Annotated in this window: 21 protein-coding genes; 9 read left to right on the top strand and 12 right to left on the bottom strand. The window is 58.1% G+C overall.

Annotated features, from left to right (window positions below):
* Positions 1–31 precede the first annotated feature (31 nt).
* The gene (locus BW921_RS01205) at positions 32–517 is read right to left on the bottom strand and encodes a sigma factor-like helix-turn-helix DNA-binding protein (protein WP_148688227.1); all 486 of its coding nucleotides are present in this window, start codon (positions 515–517) and stop codon (positions 32–34) included.
* Between the two features lie 90 nt (positions 518–607).
* Here BW921_RS01205 and BW921_RS01200 point away from each other — a divergent pair, with 90 nt between their 5' ends.
* Positions 608–877, top strand: a complete 270-nt coding sequence (locus BW921_RS01200; protein WP_148688226.1) for a UPF0147 family protein — start codon at positions 608–610, stop codon at positions 875–877.
* On the opposite strand, the gene BW921_RS01195 is transcribed toward BW921_RS01200, so the two are convergent.
* Both BW921_RS01195 and BW921_RS01190 read right to left on the bottom strand, forming a co-directional pair.
* Positions 861–1433: a class II aldolase/adducin family protein gene (locus BW921_RS01195; RefSeq protein WP_148688225.1), complete on the bottom strand. Its 573-nt coding sequence runs from the start codon at positions 1431–1433 to the stop codon at positions 861–863. The two genes, BW921_RS01200 and BW921_RS01195, sit on opposite strands and share 17 nt — an antisense overlap.
* On the bottom strand, positions 1430–2014 hold the full coding sequence (locus BW921_RS01190) for a hypothetical protein (protein WP_148688224.1): 585 nt from the start codon (positions 2012–2014) through the stop codon (positions 1430–1432). Before BW921_RS01190 ends, BW921_RS01195 begins: the two co-directional genes overlap by 4 nt.
* Before the next feature lie 83 nt (positions 2015–2097).
* Between BW921_RS01190 and BW921_RS01185 the strand changes: the two genes are divergently transcribed.
* Positions 2098–3684 carry a DNA-directed DNA polymerase II small subunit gene (locus tag BW921_RS01185; protein WP_148688223.1) on the top strand — a complete coding sequence of 529 codons (1587 nt, stop codon included), beginning with the start codon at positions 2098–2100 and terminating at the stop codon, positions 3682–3684.
* Between the two features lie 33 nt (positions 3685–3717).
* On the top strand, positions 3718–4770 hold the full coding sequence (locus BW921_RS01180; protein ID WP_148688222.1) for a DUF1611 domain-containing protein: 1053 nt from the start codon (positions 3718–3720) through the stop codon (positions 4768–4770).
* On the opposite strand, the gene BW921_RS01175 is transcribed toward BW921_RS01180, so the two are convergent.
* The gene (locus BW921_RS01175; protein WP_168168623.1) at positions 4767–5915 is read right to left on the bottom strand and encodes a M20 family metallopeptidase; all 1149 of its coding nucleotides are present in this window, start codon (positions 5913–5915) and stop codon (positions 4767–4769) included. The genes BW921_RS01180 and BW921_RS01175 overlap by 4 nt on opposite strands.
* A 122-nt stretch (positions 5916–6037) precedes the next feature.
* Between BW921_RS01175 and BW921_RS01170 the strand changes: the two genes are divergently transcribed.
* The 6 genes from BW921_RS01170 (at position 6038) to BW921_RS01145 (ending at position 10610) form a co-directional block, all read left to right on the top strand.
* Positions 6038–6208, top strand: coding sequence for a DNA-directed RNA polymerase subunit K (locus tag BW921_RS01170; RefSeq protein WP_011019948.1), 171 nt, complete (start codon positions 6038–6040; stop codon positions 6206–6208).
* Between the two features lie 21 nt (positions 6209–6229).
* Complete coding sequence (locus tag BW921_RS01165; RefSeq protein ID WP_088334752.1) at positions 6230–6421, top strand: ATP-binding protein; 192 nt, start codon at positions 6230–6232, stop codon at positions 6419–6421.
* 36 nt (positions 6422–6457) lie between these two features.
* Positions 6458–7069 carry a 30S ribosomal protein S2 gene (rpsB, locus tag BW921_RS01160; RefSeq protein WP_088334750.1) on the top strand — a complete coding sequence of 204 codons (612 nt, stop codon included), beginning with the start codon at positions 6458–6460 and terminating at the stop codon, positions 7067–7069.
* Between the two features lie 18 nt (positions 7070–7087).
* A complete protein-coding gene (locus BW921_RS01155; protein ID WP_088334748.1) occupies positions 7088–7672 on the top strand; it encodes an ASCH domain-containing protein in 585 nt (194 codons plus the stop codon).
* Positions 7673–7761: 89 nt separating this feature from the next.
* Positions 7762–9255, top strand: a complete 1494-nt coding sequence (locus tag BW921_RS01150) for an APC family permease (protein ID WP_088334746.1) — start codon at positions 7762–7764, stop codon at positions 9253–9255.
* Positions 9255–10610: an RsmB/NOP family class I SAM-dependent RNA methyltransferase gene (locus tag BW921_RS01145; RefSeq protein WP_148688220.1), complete on the top strand. Its 1356-nt coding sequence runs from the start codon at positions 9255–9257 to the stop codon at positions 10608–10610. The genes BW921_RS01150 and BW921_RS01145 overlap by 1 nt, the downstream gene beginning before the upstream one ends.
* Positions 10611–10791: 181 nt before the next feature.
* Here BW921_RS01145 and BW921_RS01140 read toward each other — a convergent pair whose 3' ends face one another.
* From BW921_RS01140 to BW921_RS01110, 8 genes are all read right to left on the bottom strand, one after another.
* Positions 10792–11412 (bottom strand): MBL fold metallo-hydrolase, encoded by a 621-nt coding sequence (locus tag BW921_RS01140; RefSeq protein ID WP_148688219.1) that lies wholly within the window; start codon positions 11410–11412, stop codon positions 10792–10794.
* 13 nt (positions 11413–11425) lie between these two features.
* A complete protein-coding gene (locus BW921_RS01135) occupies positions 11426–12763 on the bottom strand; it encodes a cobyrinate a,c-diamide synthase (protein ID WP_148688218.1) in 1338 nt (445 codons plus the stop codon).
* A gap of 192 nt (positions 12764–12955) precedes the next feature.
* Positions 12956–13837: a cation diffusion facilitator family transporter gene (locus BW921_RS01130; protein WP_168168622.1), complete on the bottom strand. Its 882-nt coding sequence runs from the start codon at positions 13835–13837 to the stop codon at positions 12956–12958.
* Positions 13834–14841: an MFS transporter gene (locus BW921_RS01125; protein ID WP_148688216.1), complete on the bottom strand. Its 1008-nt coding sequence runs from the start codon at positions 14839–14841 to the stop codon at positions 13834–13836. Before BW921_RS01125 ends, BW921_RS01130 begins: the two co-directional genes overlap by 4 nt.
* Positions 14842–15047: 206 nt before the next feature.
* Positions 15048–15599, bottom strand: coding sequence for an MBL fold metallo-hydrolase (locus BW921_RS01120; RefSeq protein WP_148688215.1), 552 nt, complete (start codon positions 15597–15599; stop codon positions 15048–15050).
* Positions 15596–16060, bottom strand: a complete 465-nt coding sequence (locus BW921_RS01115) for a deoxyuridine 5'-triphosphate nucleotidohydrolase (RefSeq protein ID WP_168168621.1) — start codon at positions 16058–16060, stop codon at positions 15596–15598. Before BW921_RS01115 ends, BW921_RS01120 begins: the two co-directional genes overlap by 4 nt.
* Entirely contained in the window at positions 16057–16638 is a 582-nt protein-coding gene (locus BW921_RS07740; protein WP_168168620.1) for a hypothetical protein, read from the bottom strand. The genes BW921_RS01115 and BW921_RS07740 overlap by 4 nt, the downstream gene beginning before the upstream one ends.
* 101 nt (positions 16639–16739) lie before the next feature.
* Positions 16740–18974 (bottom strand): GTP-binding protein, encoded by a 2235-nt coding sequence (locus BW921_RS01110; protein ID WP_168168619.1) that lies wholly within the window; start codon positions 18972–18974, stop codon positions 16740–16742.
* Between the last annotated feature and the right edge of the window lie 82 nt (positions 18975–19056).

The raw sequence follows: 19056 nt of genomic DNA, 5'->3' as shown, positions 1-19056 counted from the left end.
AGATCTGACCTTTTGATGACGGGTTCCCCCCTCAGTGTGAAGGGAACGCTGTCGGTGCCCTCATCACGAACATCGGGACTTCTCGTCCAACCTCCTCTTCAATGATCTCACGCACATTCTTCTCGTTCTCTGTGATAATAAACAGGACGGATTGTTCTTCACCTGTGTACCCGCCACGTCCAGTCATTTCCGTAACTCCTTCGCCTTCCTGAATTAGTCTATTGATCACATCCTCCGACTTATCGACCGGCACTATAGCAATAACTAGCGCCGGTCCTAAACTCATTTCGAGCTTGCCTATGATCCTAGCCATTTGGAAGTCATTATCTACTTTCATCTTCATCCGAGCCTGTTCTAAGTGATTTCTTACACCCGATACCGTAATGCCTAGCTCCTCAGCTATTTCCCGATACGACATCCCTTCCGATCTCATGACCGAGACTGTAGCCTGCCGTTCTGTCAAGTTGTATACGTTCATCAGCACCTCGATTACGTCTCGGTTTGTCACGGAACGCATAAGGAACGACCCCCGAGATCCAGTTCCGAAAGATTTTTTTCAAAGTGTCGGAAGCCCGGCAACAGCCCTCACCGGAGGGGGGGTGGCGACTTGTCGGACTACGAGGAGAAGTTCGAACAGTGTTGCACCCTGTTGGAACAGCGGATTATCCAAGACGACCAGATCCCGAGGAACGTGCGCCGCGCGGCTAAGCAGGCGATCGAGGCGTTGAAAGAAGAGGGACAGTCCCCAGGCGTCCGGGCCAGCACGGCTATCTCTACCCTGGAGGAAGTTGTAAACGACCAAAACACGCCCGAATACGCCCGCACCGTGCTCTTGCAAGTGATAGCGACCCTCGAACAAGTTAAGGATGAAGTTTAAATACCGCCAACCTGGCTGCCCCTTCTAAGGCTTCCGCGAGTCTCAAGGCCGCATCGGGTCTATCCGCGACGACGAGGCCGCCATGACGCTCCAGTGCGGCTACCATGGGTTTACGGGCTACTTCCGCCACGGCTTCAGCTAGACGCTCGCTTCCGGGCGGCTGGTATTCCACCCATACGATTTCTCCGACGGATCTCCGTATGTCCTCCGTCTCCAGCGGGCGGTTCCCGGAGTGAACCAGCACCGTCAAGTATGGTGAATGAGTGTGAATTATGACCCCATTACCGACTTCCCGGTAGATGGATAAGTGCATGAGCAGTTCCGATGTGGGTTTCGTGACCCCCAGGACTTCGCGACCCTCTATGTCGACGATCGGCACGTGCCGCGGGCGCACATCGGACAACCTGAACCCGGAGGGCGATACCGCTACGTAGCGACCGGAGCGCACGCTAACGTTCCCTGATCCTCCTATCGTAAGACCGGTCCGATGTACTTCCTTACACAGTTCTGCGACGGTTCTCCTCAATCCCGCAAACGAGCTAGAGGGCACTTTCATAATTTTCTCACCTGCCGAAGCTTGATGGTGTTCACATCGACAACAACCTCTTTATCCTCGTTGTAAACTCCCATTCCCTCAGCTTCAATGTAGTAAGGTGTCGAATATATAATTATAGTTTCCCCCTTAATCTTCACTCTTTCCACATATCCGACGGCTTTTATTAGTATTTTTGTACCCTTATTCGGTTCGGGTTTTGTATCCGCGTATACCATTAACTTACCTTTAGCAATATCATCAACATGCGCTAGTTCCATCAACTTAGTGCAAACATCTTCCGAATTAGCGGCCCTGACCCTATACCTGAATAGTTTCTCCTTAACTTCTTCCTTTATGAATCTGGCCTTAATTCCGAGGTATTCTAGTAACGTTTGTAAACCTTCGTGGAGTCTAGACGTTAACTGTAGATACGCCATTGCGAAATCACGGTTGAACGCATCGTAGTCACCTCGCGCCAGGTCGGAGGACATCCTCATAACTAACTGAGGGTCGACCGGGGACTTCCCGGTCAGCGACACGGCGAAAAGGAAGCCGGAAGCCGTCATCGCTACGAGGATGATCGCGGCGGCCGCTATCCGCACCGTCCATACCACTGACCGCAACCCGGGCCGGCCCCCGAACGGCCACACCGATCCCATCTTAATCCCGTTTCGGGGGTAGTTCCGTGAAAAGTGAAAAGGCTAAACAACTGGCGCGCAAGGTCGCGGAAGAGTACGGCGTACTCCTAACACCCGAAGCGCTCCGGAAGCTGAGAGACGACGATATCCCCGAAATGCTTGAGAGGTCGGATGAAGTGGATCTTCCCGTGTTCACCGCCAAGCTGATTCGAGGAGAGGTGGATCCGGACTTCCTCGAGGGGATGGAAGGGGACGTTTACGAAATACTCGGAGCGGAAGAAAGTGAAGAGGAACATGAGGCGCGCCCGCGGGTGGAGCGTCCCTCCAAGTTGCCCCCTGCCGCCGAGGTCGATGCGGAAGTGGAAATCCTCGAAGAGGTACGTTCCGTGTCCGCGGACGGTAGTGTGAAGGGATTCGTGGCGCACTTCCGAGATCGCCTCGAGAAACTCCGACCGCTCGTTAAAGCCAAGCTCGACGGGGAATGGGTAAAGAACATCGAGGAGCTCGTGGAGCGGGCGCGCCGTGAGCCCGGGAATTACTGCGTCGCCGGAGTGGTGACGGATTTACGGGAAACGGAGCGCGCGTTCTTGCTCGACTTGGAGGATGAAGTGGGAAAGGTCAGGGTGGTGATCTCGAAATCTAAAGCCCCGAAAATCTCGGAGAAGGTCAGGCGAGACGTCGCTCCCGGGATGGTGATCGGTGTCAAAGGGTTCGCCAAAGTCGAGCGCGGTCCTGTTGTGTTCGTCGGCGACCGGTACGGTGAGGTGACGTTACCGGGTGAGGGAGACCGTAAGAGTCGAGTTCCGGCCGTGGAGGACGACGTGAAGGCCGTCTTCATCGGAGACGTGCACATCGGATCGAAGAAGTTCAGGGAGGATCTCTTCCGCAGGTTCTTGGAATGGTTGAACAACCCGAACGACTCCGTAGCTGGTCACGTGAAGTACGTCATAGTGACCGGAGACGTGGTCGACGGGATCGGGATTTACCCAGGTCAGCGCGAAGAGCTCGAGATCGCAGATATAGACGAGCAATACCAGCGGTTCGCGGAGTACCTGGAACTCCTGCCGGACTGGATCGAAGTGATCGTGATACCGGGGAACCACGATGCCATCCGACAAGCGCTCCCACAGCCGAGCCTCAGCTCCTCGGATCCGGCTCAACCACTCACCGAGCTCGACGGCGTTCACTTGCCGTCCAACCCTGCGCTCGTGCGGATCCACGGAGAACTAGACGTACTCCTGTTCCACGGGCAGTCCCTGGACGATATAATCATCGATCACCCCGACGCGGAACACAACCCAGACGGGGTGAGGAAAGCTGTCAAGCTGTGCCTCCGCGCGCGTCACCTGGTACCTATATACGGGGGGTCCGTCCCGATAGCTCCACTTCCAGAGGATCGCCTAGTGATACGGAAATTTCCGCACGTCCTCGCCGTGGGACACACCCACGTGAGCGCTGTCGAGGTCTGGAACGGTTGTAACGTGATATCGACGGCGACTTTCCAAGAACAGACTGAGTTCCAGAAAAAGGTCGGGATAAGTCCCACGGTTGGCCGCGTCATCGTGCTGAACATGCGTCGAGATGAGTACGAGAACCCGAAGCGTAGGTTTACAATCGTGGATCTCACCGATTGAACCCCGCTACAGCATCCGGACGGGGTGGATCCGTTGGAACATCCCGAAGTCACTCGGGCCGTGATGGTGCCGTTCACTAAGGTTGCCGCCGGGATCCTGAGGTTCGCAGACATCGAGATCGTCGGTATTTGCGACTATCGGGATAGGAAGGTCGGAAAAACAACCAAAGAGCTGGTAGGTGACGACGTTCCCGAGTTCGAGATAAGACCGATAGAGGATCTCGGGGAACTACTCGAGGAAGCGGAGTGGCTGATATGGACCAAGGAAGTCTTCGATGAGGACGTGCATTACCTCAAATGGAGAGAGGCTGTGGACGAGGCCGTCGTGAAAGGCGTTAATGTGTACAACATGGGTCGTCTCCACATGGTTGCTCAGGATCCGAACTGGAGGTTAGAAGCCCATAAGAGAGGGGTCCAGTACTTTGACACGAGCGATCCCGAACTGTACTTGGAATACCTCCACTACGGAATGAAGGCGCGTGAGGAGGGCGTGAACGCCGATGTAGTTTCGATCGTAGGTACAGGCCGCCGTACAGGGAAGTTCACCACCTTGAACACTGCCAGGAGGATCTTGGAGGAAGAGGGTATCAACGTACGCTCGGTAGGGACCGAACCTAGCAGCCTGCTTACGGGTTCGGAGGCTATGGTAATCCCACAGGTCCTACCGATGGCTCACGCGGCCGGTACCGTCTACGGTGCAGTGAAGAAGCTGGACGAGGAGTACGAACCCGACTTGATCCTCGTGGGTGCGCAGACAGGGATCACCGCTGACCCGTTAGAAGTGGGGACGGGACGTGGTGGGTCCCTAGCCGCTCTCACTATCTTACTAGGTAGCGACCCGGACCGCGTAGTCGTAACCACACGACCGGAGCTGCTTAACGAGCTCCAGGACGTCGTCGAAGTGGTCACGCTGCTCACGGGAGCGAGGGTGCAGTTCGTGAGCGTGAACGGCAAGGACTATTGTGAGGAAGAAGTCCGCGAAGTGTGTGAAAGGATCGAGGACGAGTTCGGACTGCCGGCGGCCGATCCGATTAAGATGGAGGAAGAGTTCAGCGACTTGGTCCTAGACTTGATGGCTCCCGGCTAGTAAGGTGCAGGGAGGATGTTCGCACACGTCAGATAGGCTCTGGCGCATCGCACCACATCCTCCACTTTGACCCACTCGTCCGGTCCGTGTATGTTTCCACCGCTGGGACCCAGTATAACGGCGTCTAGTCCGGCTTCATGCACCAAGTACTCGATGTCACAGTGCCCCCGCTTGAAATCTAGCTCACCCTGTAAGCCGACCTTACGAGCGGCGATTACCGCGGCCTTAACCACTGGCGCCTCAACGTTCACAACTGTGGCCCGAGAAGCCGACTTTACACCCACACTCACTTCGAACCCCGAGGGTACGGCCCGCTTGGCGGCCCTTTCGACTCGCCTCTTCACTTCTTCCGCACTCTCCCCAGGTACCGTTCTGTAATCCACGGTCATCTCGCACTGCTCCGGTATCACGTTCGAAGGTCCGTCCGTTTCGATTCCAGTGACCGTTAAGTCCGACCTCACGATGCCGATTCCCGGCAGCCTGTACTCCGTGGGTCTCATCTTGGAGAGTTCCTCCACGACGCGAGTTGCGGCCTCTATGGGATTCTTCCCCATTTCCGGGGTCGAGGCGTGGGCACTGCGACCACGCACCGTGACTCGAAGGGTAATCCTCCCACGATCACCCACGTGAACTTGACCGTCCGTCGGCTCACACACTATTCCGGCTCGGGCCTCTAACTCACGGGTCCTGCAGACGTGGAGGGCCCCGTTGTCCTCTTCACTACTCGATTCCTCCCCGACAGTCGCCAACAAGCCTATCGGCACTTCCTCGTAGTGCCCTTGAACCACCGCCGCCGTCGCAGCTGCCAGTCCTCCCTTACAGTCGGCCGCACCGCGTCCGTACAGCTTCCCGTTGCGGATTGTGGGATCGAAAGGGTCCGTAACTTCCCACCCGTCACCAGGAGGGACCGTGTCGAGGTGCGCGTTCAGTATCAGCCCGCTCAGATCACCAGCGAGGACGTTGCCCATATCGTCTACCTCGTAAGGCACGCCGTGTTCGTCTAACACTTCCGTCAGGAGACGAACCATCTCGTGTTCCTCTCCGGTCACACTCGGAGTGGCTACGGCATCCTTCAGGAGCTCAATCGGGTCGAGCTCTAGATCGTTCACCCTCTGAAGTGCCCTCGGAGGGTCACGGGCACACACTTATCCGAGTCCCGCGTAAGGGATGAAGAGCCTTGTTCACTATCTGAGTTCTAGAGTTCACGTGTCGTGTTCTCAAGCAACGTATAAACAGCTCTGGCCCAAGATCCACGGGGGAGCATCCTATGGAGGACTTGACGCGATTCGAGATCGCAAGGATCGTTGGAGCACGTGCCCTCCAGATCGCTATGGGGTCACCAGTGCTGGTAGAGGTCGAAGGAGATGAGGACCCGCTGGAAATTGCTAAAAGGGAGTTCGACGAGGGCGTTGTGCCCGTCGTGGTGATCCGGAGATAGAGGGTATGGGGGTAAGGGAAGGTGCCGAAGGTCGTGATCGACTACGATGCGTGCGTCGGAGTATCGGAGTGTGGCGAATGTATCGAAGCCTGTCCAATGGACGTCCTTGATGAGGAGGACGACAAGCCGGTCGTCGTGAACGAGGATGACTGCACCGGCTGTGGCCTCTGCGAGCAAGCTTGTCCACACGGTGCCATTGTAGTCGAGGTGTAATCCCTCTCCCCTGACGTATCTTCCGGGGGTGACTCGATGTCTGAAAACGACGATTTGCTCGTTCCGCTGAACGACTACTTGGCGGCAGGCGTGCACATCGGTACCCAGCAGAAAACGAAGGATATGGAACCGTTCATTTACAGGACGCGGGCCGACGGACTCCACGTCATCGACGTACGTAAGACCGACGAGCGCATCCGGATCGCGGCCAACTTCCTGTCCATGTACAATACCGACGAGATACTTGTAGTATCCAGGCGTTATTATGGTCAGAAGCCTGTCAGTAAGTTTGCAGAGGCCACCGGGGCTACCGCGATTCCGGGCAGGTTCGTGCCCGGAACACTGACGAACCCAGAGTACGATGGATATCTGGAGCCCGAGGTGATCGTCCTCACAGATCCGCGTGCGGACTTCCAGGCACTCGTCGAGGCACAGAGCGTCGGGATCCCGATCGTGGCACTGTGCGACACGGACAACTTCACAGGTAACGTGGACCTGGCGATTCCGACGAACAACAAGGGCAGGAAGGCACTGGCCCTGGTGTACTGGCTGTTGGCACGCGAGCTCCTGAAAAAGCTGGATCGTCTGGAGGAAGACGAGGAGTTCGAGTACGATCTGGAGGACTTCGAAGGACCACCCCCGCAGTGAACCGGGGTCCACGCCCCCATGACCTACGGAATCTCGAAGCACATAGAGATAAGTGGTGAGTACAGGGATAAGCTCCTCCGGGGTGAGAAACGAGCGACGATCCGAGTGGGACGTGTTCCTGGAGCGCGACCCGGTAAAGTGGTGTACATTCACTGTGGTGGCTACGTGTACGGAAAAGTCAGGATCACGAACGTTCGAACAAAGAGAGTCAGGGATTTGACGGACGAAGATGCTAAGCTCGACGGGTTCGAAAACCGTGAGGAGTTGCTGAAGGCCCTTCGGGATCACTACCCGAACCTCCGGGACGACGATATTGTCACTATCATCGAGTTCAAATGGGTAGAGCGCTTCGACGAACCCATCCTTTCAGAACACCTTCCGTACGAGGGCCACGATCCTATCAAGATCGCCAAGCTGGCCCTCGAGGAGGATATCCCCATGAGCCCGCGGGACCGTGAGTTATTGGAGCTCTTAGTAGAATGCGGAAGCATTCGTAAGGCCGCCAAAGCGTTAGGCGGCCTCGGAAAGCGGGACGTAATCAGGCGTGCCGTGAGAAAGGCGTTCCGACTTTTAAAGTCCCGCGGAGCGCTCAAAGGTCGGTGATGAACCGGAAAGGTTATAATCGGCATTAATCCGACTCTGCGGGGTAGACGCAATAAAACCGGAAAACGATTTCCGGGTGGTGGTCAGAAGTGACCGGAGACGCTGAATTGGAGAAGGTGGGTCTGAAGCGTGAGCTTACCATGTTGGGTTTCATTTCAACGATCTGCTGCACCGTGATCGGAGGAGGAATCAACGTCCTGACGTGTATGATACAAGTCAAGGCACCGGGAGTCGGTCCTTACGTTCCGTTGGCGTTCTTGATCGGAGCCGTTCCGAGCTTAGTAGCCGGTATCGTAGCAGGAGCCCTCAGCGCGGCTGTTCCACGGGCAGGCGGTCACTACACGTACGTGAGCAGACTGTTCGACCCGTTTTTGGCATTCTTCAGCTCTTGGAGCCGATTCGTGGGTGAGATCGGAGCCTTCGTAGCGATCGCGATCGGAGACGTGGCACTGTTGGCTGCGATGTGCAAGTTCTGGGGTGCACCAGGAGCCGGAAACTGGCTCAACGCCCATACCCTCGAAGTGGCGACAGCCATCATCATTTTCACGTGGCTAGTCAACGTCTTAGGAATCCGGATTTATGAAGCCGTCGTCGATGTGATGTTCTTCATCCTACTGACGGGTTTCTTCATCGTCGTCGGGTATGGATTCACACACTCCCCTGCCGAGTACCTCAAGGCGATAGGCGGAACGACCGCACTGAAATCGTTGATATCTCAGGCTGGAGGACTACCGAAAGACGTGGGCACCCTCAGCGCGATATTCTCGGCGGCAGCGACGCTGGTGTTCGCGTATGTAGGTTTCGAGACGGGTACGCAGGCGGCCGGTGAGGTCAAGAAGCCGGAGAAGACTGTGTTCAGAGGCATGCTGATCGCACTGGGAATCATCACGGCGTACTATCTGCTGTACTCGGCCGCGGTGTACCACGCCGTGCCCTGGGAGTACATCTACGCTAAGGCGGCGCTCGCCGACAAGGCTGGCAGTAACTTCACTGTCCCCGAGGCGATGGCTCCGATAATGCCGAGCGCACTCGCGGGATACGTGGCGTTCGTAGCCGCTATCGCGCTGCTAAGCGACCTGCCGCCGATGTTCCTGTCGACTAGCAGGATGACGTTCGCCTGGGCCTACGACGGGATGTTCCCGAAGGCGCTCGCCAAGGTGCACAAGCGCTTCGGTACCCCGCACTGGGCGCTGACGGTCCTAATGATAATCTCGGTGATCCTGACGTGGGCGGTCGGTGAGTTCCTGGCGGCCGTAGACATCACGACGGTAGCACTACTGTTCACATATCTGTTCATCTGTATGACCGGACTGGTCTGGAAGTTCGTGAGACCGGACATCTACGAGAAGGCCCCGTTGGGTGACAAGACCAAGAAGGCTGTTAACTGGTTGGGAGCCATCGGTACCGTGCTGAGTTTACTCTTCCTGGGTGAGATCGCCATCAGCGATTCGACGAGCTTCTACTGGTGGATCGCCCTGATGGTGCCGGGACCGTTCATCTTCTACTACGCGTACAACAGGACCGTGAAGAAGCTGGGTCCGGAGAAGGCCAGGGAGCGCCTAATGACTATACCACCTGAGTAATGGGGGCCTCCCCTCCCATACGCGCCGTCATCGGAACCCTCGTCGACGCGCTCACAGACATGGAAGAGCGAGGTTACTCGCTTAAAGCCGCCCTTCGTAACGCACTTCGCGGTATTGATGAACGCCGACATAGGTTCGTTCAGGCTTTAGCCCACGAGCTCGTACGAGTTCTAGGTAACGTAGACCTAGTCCTCAATAACGTCCTCCGCGGTTCCACGGTCGAGGACCTTCACCCGTATCTCCGTAACGCTTTACGGGTAGGTACGTGGGAGATTCACTGGCGTCGTGAGCACCCTGGGCCAGTCACTAAGGCAGTAGTGGACGTCGTCAAGGAGCGCGTCGGGCCTAAACACGCCCGTTTCGCCAACGCCATTCTCAGGCAGGTGGAGCGTGTGAGCCCCGAGGAAGTCGTAAGTTCCATTAGGGACCCTACGGCCCGCTTCGCGGCCCGTTATAACTTCCCCAAGTGGTACGTGGAGCTCGTGCGCTCGGCCTTTGACAGCATGGACGAGTTGAGCAGGTTCCTGGAAGCCTGCAACCGGAGGCCTGCCCGGTACGTCCGTGTCAACACCTTAGTATCCGACCCTGAAGAAGTCGTGAGACGGCTGAAAAGGAGGGGAATCGAAGCAGAACGGGACCCGGACGTACCAGATGTACTCCGCGTAAGGTCCGCCGGAACACCGGTCATCAAGACTCCGGAGTTCAAGAAGGGCGTAGTATACCCTCAGACGAAGGCCTCCGCAGCCGTCGCTCACGCCGCCGAACCTGAGCCCGGGATGACCGTCGTCGACTTGTGCGCGGCTCCAGGTGGGAAAACCACCCATCTAGCCCAGCTGATGGAAGGTTGCGGGGAGATCATCGCGATCGACATGCACCCGAAGAGGTTCGAGACGCTGAAGAAGCGGGTCAGGCAGTTCCACGCGGACGATATCGTGGAAACACTGCGCATGGACGCGCGCGACGCGCCCGATCAGCTGGGTGAGGGGATCGCGGACTTAGTCCTCGTCGACCCGCCGTGCACGGGCACGGGGTCCGTTTATTCCAAGCCTGAGAAGAGGTGGGATCGGGAGACAACCGGCGAACCGACCAAGTGGGCTCAGCTCCAGTGGGAGCTCCTGAAGGTCGCCGTGAGGCTGCTGAAGCCGGGAGGAAGAGTGGTGTACTCCACTTGTTCGATCACGCTAACTGAGAACGAGCGCTTGATCGAACGTCTCGTTCGGCGCTACCGGGACCTCGAGCTCGTAGACGTCCCGTTGGAATGGGCCTCGCCCGGTATAAGGATGCCGGAAGCTCGCAGGATCTGGCCGCATCGTCACGATACCGACGGTTTCTTCGTGGCCCGAGTTGAGGCGTGATGAGGCCCGTCGCTGGTGACGTCCGGATGATCGGAGGCCCTCCTACCGCGGCGGCTGAATCCGCCGATGAGATACGCACCTACAGGGCGACGACGACCGAAACGGTGGTTCCTGAGGACCGGGATGACCTGTCGGGCGGGTTCCGACGAGAGATGGGGAGGCGTCCCTTGGGGGACCGAGATCAGAGCCTCTCCGAAATCCGCATCGGCACGTACGCCGGCTCTCCACCTACGACCTTCGCCAAGTATGCAGATTCCGAGAGTCCCGTACAATGACACGCGTAAACTTCTCGAACCCCGTATTCCCAGAACAGCTCGGCAGTCCGCTCTAGTTCCTCTTCGGTGGCACCCATCAGGTGCAGGCCGCCGACCACCGTCCTCGGCTCGTACTCGTTCAGTAGCTCCTCCAAGTCGAAATGACAGCATCCTATCAGCGCTACGTTCCCAACGATCAACGCCTGCTCTGGCATTGGTCTACCCTCGTACTCTCCCTCGAACGTCCTCGTCACGACAACATCGTCGAGGGTCTCCTCTCCGCCGCCGGGTCGGTGAACGGTTCCCTCAACGGCTTCCAAACCGCCCGTATGGTCCCAGTGTTCGTGAGATACCACTACGTGGTCGAAGCTCACGTCGAATCCTGCCAGCTTCAAATTGTTAACCAAAACATTCGCGGAAGGACCGGTGTCGAAGAGTATCAGCGAGTCGTCGGTTTCCACGACGATCGCCAGACCGTGTCGGGCGACGTAAGGATCGCGGACCATACCGACCCGGTTGTCCACCACTATTGTGATCTCGGCCACCACCCGACGGAACCCCCTATTTCACCAGACCTTGGAACACACCACCGTCCGACCTGATGTGGAGGTGCGTGTACGAAGCTACCGTGTTCCCCTTAACGAGTCCGTCTAGGCCATCCTCTACCCCGGTTCCCCGTGAGAGTTTGTACGCGTACTCCAGATCCTCCTTCACGTCCACTACTGAGTAGTGGAACTCGTGACCACGGATCTCGGATCCGGACGGTGCAAACGGGTGCGCGTCAGTCACACTACCTTCGACGTATCCCAGCGCAGCCAACCGTTCCCGCATCCGTGCCACCGCATCGAACACTCCCACCATATCATGACGATTTCCATCCGCGTCCACTATCTCTGAACACAGGTACATCAGTCCTCCGCATTCTCCCAGGATCTTACCTCCCTCCTCGTGGAACTCCAGGAGGTCCCTCATCAACCGGCCGTCGAGGTTATCTGCGTACACTTCTGGGTATCCGCCCGGAATGTACACGGCGTCGACGTCCGGAAGCCGATCCTTCTCTGGATCCACCGGCACGATCTCCGCGGATTCCGCTAAAAAGCGCAAGTTCTCCCTGTAGTAGAAGGTGAATACGCGGCCCGAGATTACCGCAACTCTGGCTTCGACTCGCTCCGGTTCGGGGGGTGGACTGGGCTCTACTGAGGATCCTTCGACCTCCAGCTCTCGGAGCGCGTCGAGGTCTACGTGTTCGGCGACAACCTCACCCCAGTACTCCGCCACCCGCTCGGCGAACCCGTTGCGCTCGTCCGCCGGGATGAGGCCCAAATGTCTGTCCGGTATGACGGCGTCCTCGAGTCTGGGGATTATCCCGAACACCCGAACACCGGGACAGTAACGTCTCAGCGCTGTGATTAGCAGTCGCCTGTGACGCTCGCTCCCGACCCTGTTGAGAATCACCCCTTCGAGTCTGGCTCCGATTTCGTAGGCCATGTCCAGGAACCCGCGGACCTCGGCTGCGACCGTCGTGGCGTAACTCCTACAATCCACTACCAGAATCACCGGGACGCCTAAAAGGGCCGCCACGTGGGCGGTACTCCCCTCGATAGTGCCTTCCCCGTGCCCGTCGAACATTCCCATCACGCCTTCTATGACCGCCGCATCGCATCCCCGTGTATACCTCTCGAAAGCATCTACCACGCCGCCTTCTCCCATCATCCAGACGTCCAGGTTGAACGCCTCCCGACCGGCCGCGACTTCCAAGTACGTAGGGTCTATGTAATCTGGACCTACCTTAAAGGGGCGTACCCGGATTCCCTCCTCACGTAGTGCCCTCGCCAACCCTATCGAGAGCGAGGTTTTACCGCAGCCACTTCGAACTCCGGCGACGGCCACGGCTAGCATCGAGACCACCCAGCCACTCCGCGACTCGACAGTCTACGTGGACTTTTCTCGGAGGTATTCAGACTATGTCGAATGAACTCGAATGAGCCACGGTGACAGCGTATCCTATCACCGCGTGATTCGCCGATGGTGAAGGGGCACTTAGATAGTTAAGAGTGCACATAAAGTGAATCTGGTTCTCGAACTATATGCTTACGTTGGGACGAATTCCACGGTTACGAGCTCGGCGGCGGATATTTCTCGGCGGATCCCATTCACGATCCGTCTCCTGACGACATCGAGTTCCTGGAGATGTGCTTCAGGATCCGCGGCTATGAAAACGTCGAAATGGTAGGCCGGACCCATCTTCCTGCCACGCACCGCGATGAGTTCAACGTCAAAATCAACGTCTTGAAGTGTGTTCTCCACGATCTCGTGAACGCGCTCGAGTAGTTCGTCCTCGGGAGCCACGTCCATAAGCTCGTGGATGCTCTCCCAACACAACTCCAGACCCATGTGCGCGACCATCAGCGAGACTACGAGCGCGGCACCGGGATCCGCCCATGGATATCCCAAGAGTGCTCCGGCGATACCGACGCTAGCAGCCACCGAGGATAGGGCATCACTGCGATGGTGCTTAGCGTCCGCTTTCAGCGCCGAGCTTCCTATGCGTTCGGCCAGCCTCAGTGTGTACCTGTACATACCTTCCTTAGCCGCCACGGTTCCGAGGGCCACCGCTAAGGGCAGTGTGGAAGTCGGTGGTTCCGGGTTGTGAAGACGCATCATTGACTCCCATAGCAGTAGAAGACCCGTGAACGTGACCATCATGGAAACTCCCAGTCCTGCGAGGGCTTCGGCCTTGTAGTGACCGTACATGTGACGGGCGTCCGGCGGTTTTCGGGCGACTTTGGCGCCCAAGAGTACCATTACGGAAGATACGGTATCTCCCAGGGAATGAACGCCGTCGGAGACCAACGCCCAGCTGCTGGCGATATATCCTATCGCTATTTTGAGAGCCGATAAAAGGACGTTTCCGTAGATCCCTATCAGCGCACCTCTACGAACTTCCTGAAGGCGCTCCTCGACGCGGCTCAACGCCTCACCCCGAGGAGAGATACCAGTGTTATCGCCGCCGCCGCGAGAGTGGCGAACCTCCAACCGTCGAGTCCCGCGGACAGGATCGCTCCCACTATCGTCTGATTCACGGCGTAACCCACTCCTATTGCCGTGGAAACGGCCCTAACTCCCCTACCTCCACCGCTGTAGACGTTAGCCGCGTAGTACATGAGACCTGTGGCGGTTCCGGCCGCGAGCACGCTCGCTATCGAGTAGCCGAGAGCAGCACTGACCACGCAGAGTACGGTCGCCAGCAGTGTTGACTCGAGTTCACCGAGCCTGGGACCTAGAAGTTGAGCTACTCCCCCGACCGCGGTCATCATGGCGATTACGAGCCCGTAATCACCTCCGTATTTGGGGGCAAGGAGTGTGATGGCTGAGTTGGGTAGTGTCGAGGCCAGCGTAAGTGCGAGCGCAGCTCCGAACGCCACCGGATACCCGTGATACGCGCTTACGTCTTCCAACGGTTGGATCCTCAGCGTCAACAGTGGAAGACTTAAGACCGCGGCGAGTACGCTGAGGACCGAGCAGATACCGAACGGGTCCCGTACGTGGGAAGAAGCCAAATAGCCGGTGATGAAACCGACGTTGGACCAGAAATTGTTCTTGGACACTACGGAACGTCCCAACTGTAGTGCGGCGGCCACGTTAGCTGGGAAAGAGAATCCAGAGCAGACTCCTTGAAGGGCTCTGGCGAGAGTCAATGACGCTATCGAGCCGTGAACGAAGAAAGGTAGAAGGGCCCAACCGTATCCCAGACATCCCAAACATATAGGGATACCAGCTCGAACTCCTTCCAGGAGGCTCGTTGAAGCCAAAGAGGTGATAGTCATCGTGATCGAGAACATCGATAGGACTAGGCTGGCCGCGAGCTCATCCCCGCCACGACTGTATACGTATACCGGTACGTTCGGGAGCATCAGGGCTGCCGCCGCCGAAATCACCGCCGAGTTGACGTAAAGGGACCAACGGACGACGGACACCGCTACCCCGGGCGTATCACCCCGTCGCGCGGAAAAACCTTCACGGCTGATGGGCCAGATGTCTGTGGATCTATAAGAGGGGCCGAGGAGGTGGGAGAACCGTACCGGGTCTTCGAGCCGTTCGTCGTTGTGGATCATCCTTTAACGTCAGCTATATCCAGCTGACGATACCACGGGCGTGTACACCAGATAATTTACCTTCACCTTCACCGCCTAAGGTGTACCCCGTGTCCCGGTATAACGACCGGGTACGACAGAACCTTCTCGAGGGAGTCTTCCGCGAGTTCGCGGTCCCAACTGACAGCCGGCGGTACGCGTTTCAGCGCGTTGTCGGGAGTCGGACACGCGTCCCCGGCGATCACGATCCGGCCCCCCACGACTACGGATATATGACCAGGGGTGTGACCCGGAGTCTCGATGATCTCGACACCTTCGGGCGGGTCGAACGAGTCGATAGGGTCCACGTCGACGGGGATCGATCCAACCTCCTTCTCGTGCGCGTAGAATTCCGGGTGGAACGCCTCGGCGATCGTCCGGGCGTTACCTACGTGATCCCGATGTCCGTGGGTGAAGATAACGGCGTCGACGCCGTACGGCTCGAGATCGCGGATCAGTCCTTTCGGGTCCTCGTTTCCGGTGTCTACCAACAGGTTCATCTCCTCCGTGAGAACGAGGGTGGACGACGAGTCGGCCTCTAGCACGCCGCCGGACGCCGATCTTACCAGTTTACCTTTCCGCACGACCACTACTACTGTCATCGGCCGTAGTTCCCCTCGTACCGACCAGCATCTTCCGCCCGGAGGAACACAGCCTGAACGACACGTTCTCCACGGGCTACCCGGTACGGTGCCGTGTGGTGATTGACGGCGAGAACCCTGATCTTACCCCTGAAACCCGGGTCGCCGAGAGCCGTATGTACGGAGACACCGGATCTTAATAGTGTAGATCGCGGTAGGAATAGGGCGGCAGTGTCTTCTGGGACCTCGAGCTCGGGTGCCAGCTCGAGTACGTAAGGGACATTCGGTTCGAGCTCGAACACCCCACTTTCGGTTTCGACTTCGCGATACTCCGGTAGCCGCTTATCGTCGCCCTCCAACAGGGCACTCTGACCCTCGAGACGGAAAACCCTATCCAGCTTGAGATCGATGCCAGCTGGCTGGTACTGGTTCTCGTCCAAGTCGGGGAACAGCTCCCGTAGTACGTGCTCTCCCAAGATCATCCGCTCAGCGCCCCCCTCACGACCCACACGGTCTGAGAGGATGCCAGTAGCAAGCGTCCGGTGGGTGTGGTCTCGAGGTCTCGGACTCTCGGTCCCAGTGAGGACGTCAGAGACCTCGCCTCCTCCAGGAGGTCCTCCGCGACGTTGGAATTGAGTGTCTCTCGGAGCAACGGTTCGACCTCGTCCCCCACCCATGCCGGGAACAATTTCCACAATTCGTCCACCTCTAATCCCCGACGACGTAACATGAGCGTGGACGTCGCTTTGAACGTGCGCGGGTATCCCAGTTCGACCAGGTAACGGTGGAGATCGTCGAGGTCCCCGAACCCTACCAACCCTACAGTACTTCCCCGGACGCCCTTCAGGAAGAGCGCAAACGTTCGTGTACACAGTGCGAGGACGTTCGAGGCTTCAAACGGCCGATATTCGTTCATCTCGACCTCGGCACCGGCTCTTCGAAGGTCCTCTTCCGGGCAAGGACCCGCCCACGAGACCGTAGGTGGTCGGAGTGAGGAGCGGACGACCCTGAGTAGTGGCCGTTTCAGCAGCTCTGCTAACGACTCGCTGTCGGTGTACACTCGAATAATACCCGACATCTTGATCCAACGCCAAACGCTCCGGAAGTCTTCAGGGGTGATCGTGAACGGGTGCGTCAGGGGAACAACGCCAACACTTCGGCTCACCCCTCTCCTTTCTGCGAGCCTCGTTTCGGCTTCACCGGCCTGAACACCTCGAAGAACCGACGCGGGTTCTTCAGCGACCGACCGTCTCGCGGCTTGATGATCACCCGGTTTCCGGTCAACGTCGACGCGATCATCCCTCCGTCCTCCCTCCAACCGTGGAACACGACTACTTCGCCTTTCGACAGCCCAGTCGTGATTGCGTTCGGATCCTTCACTTGTAGCATCGTCCCTTCTTCCAACTCCTCCGGATTGCGTATCGGTAGTCTGGAGTAATCGCCAAACCTTCGAGAGCCACCTCCGAAGGCCGTGACGACGGCTCGTCTGACCGTCTCACGATCCACGCGCTTCTTCACCCTACGACCGAGTTGTCCGCGACGTGCGATCGCGAGCGCCGCTACTCCGTGATCCCGGAGGTCCCTGGATCGAACGTTCTCGAGCTTGCCCGACGATAACCTGTACACGGCTTCCTTCGTCGTCTCACGCTCGTCGACTAACACTATCTCGACCTCAGGAAGCACATCCACTACGGCTTCGACAGCCACATCGTGACCTGGTCCGTTACCGACGTACACGAGGTTCGGTTCTTCTCGGTCCGCTAAGAACATCTTCAGTGTACGCCTCAGCTCTTCCACCTTGGCGTCACGGGTGTGCCCGGTTAGCTTGACGGAGGTGACGTCGCAAGGACCTCTTCTGGGGATGTACGCGATCCCAAAGTTCACCTCGCCCGGATCCACGGATAGTATCGGGCCACCCGCACCTGCGGACGAGATCAGTCGTATCCTCGCCCGTCCCGACGTCTCCGTCATGAGATCGCTCACGAGCTCGTTAAGCCGCGGCGCCGGCACTATCGCCTTGATCGAAGACTCGTCCGATTCGATGACTTGCCCCTCGTGCTTGTACACCAGGGAAGCTGCCTTCCCGACGTTGTCTACCTCAATAAGTACGTTCTCGATCGGGTACAGTTCGAAGATCCCGACCTCTTCAATCGCCGCCGCGATAGCATCCGCTAGAGCTTCGGGAGGGGATTCGCCCTCGGAGAGTATGTTCACGACGAGTCCGTCCAGTCCGAGTTCCTCCGCGACTAGGTGGACCGTTGTAATCTCCTTCGTGGTGGCGCGATCCTTGCCCCGCTTGAACACCCGAACGCCTTCAGAGGCTCTTGGGAGCACCTCGACCTCGACCGGACCGGAGCGACCCACCGCCCTTCCACCGACGGTCTTCACCCCCTCGAACTCTCTGGACGTAACCTCTACCTGAATTCCCGCTCCCTCGAGCTCCGAGCGGATCTTGTCGAATTGTACGTCACCGAGACACGAGATCTTAATGCGGCGTTCATCGATGATCTCGGTTTCGACCCCGAGGTTCCTCCTTTCTACGTCTTCGAGAATATCACGGGCTTTCCTCAAGTCGTCTACCTCGACAGTGTACCGGACGCAAGGGCGCACGTCCTCGGGGTTCTCGACCCTGTACCCTCCTGTTTCCGTAAGAAGGATTCCTGTCTCCGGCGCACGGTCCATCGCGACCAGTACTACGTCACCCGGCTGAGCTTCTTGCATTCGTTTCTCGTCCGGGGAGAGGAGGGCCCGAACCCTATAGACCTCTCCCTCGTATCGGAGTTCATCCCCAGGTTTCAGGGTACCCGCACGCACCACTCCGGTAGCTACCGAACCGAGTCCTTCCCGCTCTCCGACGTCGACGACGAGGAAAGCCGTCTCCTCGTCCGGGTCTCCCCACCCGCGCGGTTCGATGTGTTCCACGATAGCGTCCAGTAAGTCCTCGATTCCCTCACCCGTTTTGGCCGACGTGGGGACGGCGGCCACGGGTTCGAGCCCTCGTTCTTTGACCTCCCTGACTACACGCTCGAAATCCGCCCCTTCCTTGTCCATCTTGTTTACCGCTAGGACCACTGGCAGCCCGAGCTCCTTCGCCTCCTCGATGATGACTTCCGTCCTAGCTTGCACGCCGTCGTCGGCCGCCACGACGAGCACTAAGCCGTCCGACACTAACAGCGCTTTACCCACCTCCTCCCTGAAGTCCGAGTGTCCCGGCGTGTCGATGAAACGTATCTCTACGCCTTTCCATTCCGTCGGTATCACCTTCATGACCGCAGTGATACCGCGGCTGAGCTCGAACTCCTCTTTGTCAGGAAACTCCCCGGTGATGCTCTCGAGCAGCGAGGATTTACCATGGTCTACGTGACCGGCGATCGCGACGTTGATACGTCTCTTCACCGCGGTGCCCCTCGCTAGCGCCGTCGACTGGTAAAGAACGTTTGACGGTCGGTAGCGACGTACGACGGGACTCCCGTCCGGC

This window comes from Methanopyrus sp. SNP6 (genome assembly GCF_002201895.1).
GTDB lineage: Archaea > JAADCQ01 > Methanopyri > Methanopyrales > Methanopyraceae > Methanopyrus.
Note: the sequence above shows the minus strand (reverse complement) of the source record. Positions and strands in the feature narration are given on the sequence as shown.